The sequence below is a fragment of the Microbacterium sp. Bi128 genome (assembly GCF_918698205.1).
The window spans coordinates 1-3,859 of the sequence record NZ_CAKKMM010000417.1; the positions used below are offsets into that span (position 1 = coordinate 1).

The 3,859-nt window shown below is 69.1% G+C and carries 5 protein-coding genes; 2 read left to right on the plus strand and 3 right to left on the minus strand.

The features are described from left to right. A partial coding sequence (gene mptB, locus LQV45_RS20155) for a polyprenol phosphomannose-dependent alpha 1,6 mannosyltransferase MptB (protein WP_230008535.1) occupies nucleotides 1-1,013 on the plus strand: 1,013 nt, incomplete at its 5' end. 12 nt (nucleotides 1,014-1,025) lie between these two features. On the opposite strand, the gene LQV45_RS20160 is transcribed toward mptB, so the two are convergent. Then, on the minus strand, nucleotides 1,026-1,709 hold the full coding sequence (locus tag LQV45_RS20160; protein ID WP_230008536.1) for a DNA alkylation repair protein: 684 nt from the start codon (nucleotides 1,707-1,709) through the stop codon (nucleotides 1,026-1,028). 78 nt (nucleotides 1,710-1,787) lie between these two features. Between LQV45_RS20160 and map the strand changes: the two genes are divergently transcribed. Next, nucleotides 1,788-2,555, plus strand: a complete 768-nt coding sequence (map, locus tag LQV45_RS20165; RefSeq protein ID WP_230008537.1) for a type I methionyl aminopeptidase — start codon at nucleotides 1,788-1,790, stop codon at nucleotides 2,553-2,555. Here the strand turns inward: map and LQV45_RS20170 are convergent. Together LQV45_RS20170 and LQV45_RS20175 are read right to left on the minus strand one after the other, a co-directional pair. Then, complete coding sequence (locus tag LQV45_RS20170; protein WP_230008538.1) at nucleotides 2,552-3,199, minus strand: GNAT family N-acetyltransferase; 648 nt, start codon at nucleotides 3,197-3,199, stop codon at nucleotides 2,552-2,554. The genes map and LQV45_RS20170 overlap by 4 nt on opposite strands. A gap of 31 nt (nucleotides 3,200-3,230) precedes the next feature. Then, the gene (locus LQV45_RS20175) at nucleotides 3,231-3,734 is read right to left on the minus strand and encodes a lipopolysaccharide assembly LapA domain-containing protein (RefSeq protein ID WP_230008539.1); all 504 of its coding nucleotides are present in this window, start codon (nucleotides 3,732-3,734) and stop codon (nucleotides 3,231-3,233) included. Nucleotides 3,735-3,859 lie beyond the last annotated feature (125 nt).

A 3,859-nucleotide genomic window follows, 5' to 3' on the forward strand; every position in this document is an offset into this window, starting at 1 on the left:
AACAGTTCGTGGTCTGGGCCACCAACGTGCACCCTGAAGGCAGCATCATGCTGTTCCGGATCGCGGCCCTGGTGGGCGTGGTCCTCTGCGTGATCTACGTGCCCAAACTGGCCGAACTGCACGGAGTGAACCCGAACCGGGCCCTGTGGCTGACGGCGGCCAACCCGCTGTTCCTCACCAACTTCATCGCCAGCGTCCACAACGATGCCCTCATGATCGGCCTGGCCCTGGCCGGCCTTTATTACTGCGCCACGCGCCGGGTCATCCTCGGCATCGTGCTGGTCACGCTCTCCATCTCGGTCAAGCCCATCACGGTGGTCTTCCTGCCGTTCATCGGCCTGCTCTGGGCGGGCAAGGGCGCCAGCTGGCCGCGCAAGTTCGTCTTCTGGGCCCTCACGGCCGGCATCAGCCTGGCGTTGCTTTATCTCATGAGCCGGGTCAATGGCTTCGGCTTCGGCTGGATCAACGGGCTGTCCGCCCCGGGCAGCATCTGGATCTGGTACGCGCCTGTTGGCCTGGTGGGCCTGATCGTGGCCTCCATCTCCAACGCCTTCGGGCTCGACGGCTGGGGACTGGCCAAGTGGGCGTTCGACGCCGGCAAGCTGCTCGCCGTCGGCATCGTCGCCTGGCAGATTTTCCGCGGCGACTACGACCGCCTGATGCGCCGGCTCACCCTGGCGTTCGCCGCCGTCGTGCTGCTGTCCCCGATGATCCAGTCCTGGTACATCGTCTGGCTCATCCCGCTCTTCGCCGTCACGGGCATCCGCGACGACTGGCAGGTCAAGGCGCTCTACTTCATCGTGTCCTTCTTCATGGTGTACGCGATCTCGGACCAGCTCGACGTCTTCCCGTACCTGCAGACCGCGGATCTGGGCCTGGCCCTGGCGCTGGCCCGCAACGCCGCGGCGATCATTGCGTTGCTGTTTGCGCTGTACCTGATCTTCCTTGACCCGAAGACCAAGCTGCTGTTCACCAAGTCGGACGAGCCGGTCACCACTCGGCCGATCATCTAGGGCTGGTTCTGGCTAGGCCGCCAAGTTCCTGAGCGCTTCCTTGCGCGAGAGCGGACTGAGCTGGTCCGCATGCCGCCGCACGAATGCTTTCACCCAGGCCGGATCCGTCCTGGCGTACTGGCGCAGCGCCCACCCGATCGCCTTGCGGATGAAGAACTCCCGGTCCTCGAGGTTGGCCTCGATCACAGCGGCCAGGAGCTCCGTGTCCGTGGCGCCCTTCGCCCCCAGCTGTGCGGTGATCGCGGCCCGCCGGACCCAGAAGTCCTCGTCCCGGCTCCAGCGTTCGAGCACCGGCGTCAGTTCTGCCCGGTGGGCCTGCAACAGGGCGCCCAGCCGGTGGGCCACCCCGTCCACCAGGTCCCACCAGGCTCCGGTGCGGATGATTTCCTCATAGAGGGCCAGCATGCTCAGTTCCCCGGCTGCGGGCTTGAGCCCCGTGAGCTCGATCGCGGCGTAGCGTTCCTCACGATGGCCGGCGTTGCGCCACAGCACAAGCACCGCGGACTGCAGTTCCGCCAGGCTGCCCGGCGGGTGGTCCGCGGCCGCGGCCCTGACAATGCTGCGAACCTCGGGAACCCGCACGCCCAGGGATGGCATCTGCGATTTCATGTAGGCCTGTGCCCCCGCGGCGCGGCCAGGATCGGCAGCAGCCTGGAGGCTGCCGCGGATCGCGTCAATGAGTTCCGCGGTGGTCATGAGGCCACTGTAGACACGCCGCGGCGGGCTTTAGAGTTGAAGCCAGCAAGCCGCGGCTCCGCGTCGGAAGGGAAAGCCATGTCCATGATCAAGAGTCCCGAAGAGATCGCACTGATGCGCGAGGCCGGCCGGGTGGTCGCCACCACCCTCGCCCGGGTCCGCGGCGCGGCCGCCGTCGGCGTTTCGCTCAAGGAACTGGACGATGTCGCCGCAGCGTCAATCGCCGATGCGGGAGCCACCCCGGCGTTCCTGAACTACCGGCCGCGGTGGGCGTCAGTGCCGTTCCCGGGGGTCATCTGCACGTCCGTCAACGACGCCGTCGTGCACGGCATCCCCAATGAGTACCGGCTCCAGGACGGGGACCTCCTGAGCGTGGATTGCGGCGCGTTCCTGGCCGGGTGGTGCGGCGATGCGGCAGTCAGCTTCATCGTGGGGACCGTGGACCCGGTGGACCAGGCCCTCATCGACGCCACGGACGCCGCCCTGGCCAGGGGGATCGAAGCGGCAAGGATCGGGAACAAGATGGGGGATCTCGCCTACGCGATCGGCGGGGCAGCGCGCCGGGCAGGCTACGGGCTGCTCGCCGACCACGGCGGCCACGGGATCGGCCGGACCATGCACGCCGAGCCGCACGTGCCCAACGACGGACGTCCCGGTCGCGGCATCAAACTGACCGAGGGCCTGGTCATCGCCATCGAGCCAATGCTGATTCTCGGCCGCAAGGACGACTACTACCATGACGACGACGAATGGACCCTCCGCTCAGCGAACGGCCGCCGCGCCGCGCACAGCGAACACACCGTGGCCATCACCGCCGACGGGCCGGTGATCCTGACCCTGCCCTAGCGCCCGCGGTCCCTGCCGGGCCGGGGCACCGTCAAGCGGACGACGGCGCGTCCCGGCACCGCGCCGCTGACCACTTCGCCGCTGACTACTGTGAAGCCAGCCGCCAAAAAGAGTCCCAGCGTGCCGTGGTAGAGGTCTGCCGGGCCGGCCTTGGGCCGTTGCGCGGGGTCGACCGGATAACCCTCCACCACCGTGGCGCCGTGCGCGGCGGCGTGTTCGACGGCGGCGGCAAGCAACGCCCCCGCCACGCCGGTCCGTCGGTGGCCGGGGGAGACGACAAAGCAACTGACGGACCACACATGGTCCACGCCGGGATCCCGGGCGGCGTCAGGGGCCGACGCCAGCACCTTCGAGCGCAGGATCCTTGGGTAGCACCCGCGGGGCTCGACGGCGCACCAGCCCACCGGATTACCGTCGCGGAAGGCCAGGACCCCGGGCGCCGGCTGGGCGCCGTCGAACTTGTCCCGCAACTGATTCTTCCGCTCCTCCGGGGTGGACGCGGACCACTGCGGGCCGGTCAAGGCAAAGAACCGGCACCAGCATCGTGAGGGCTCGCCGCGGACGCCAAAGAGACGCTCGACGTCGGGCCAGTCCGCCGCGGCGGGGGTGAAGGCTGCCTGGGCCCGGGGTTCTGCGTCGCGCATGGAAAGAGGGTAGCGCCTGGCGGTTTCCGCGTCAGCGCGTGTGCGTGCCCGGGCTGGCCTGGCGGCGGACGCGGTGCGCGGCGAGCCGGAGCTGGATGATGCGGGCGGCTCCAGCGATGGCGACCAGAACGCCGCCGCCGACGGCCGCGATGAACAAGGCGATGCCCAGCGGGACCGAGCCTTCGAGGCCAAAGAACTTCACCTGCACGTACTCCTGATTCTGCAGGATGAAAGCGATCAGCAGGATCAGCACCACGAGCGCGCAGGCTACCGCGGCCCAGACCATTCCCGCACGGGTGACCTGGCGCGTGTCCGGCGCGGGCGCCGGCGCGGGAGCCTGAGCCGTGGGTTCCTCGGGGCGGGAGGTTTCGGCGCGCCCCGCCGTCGTGGCGTCCACATCGGTGCCGGTTGCGGCCACATCGGTGCTGAGGCCTTGCTCGGCGGACGCGGGCGTGGCGTCAGCGGACCCCGCGTGCGGGGAGGTGGGGGCGTCGTCTGGATTGGTGGGGTCGAATCTGCGGGGTGTCTCGGTCATGGCGGCCGTACCTTTCGATTGCGGGCAGGGCGCACAGGCTATCCCTGCCGGCCTGCCAGTCCACTCAATACTAAGCGTGCTGAGGGCTGTCGGGGCTCAGGGCAGTGGGCGGCACGGTCCGGCGA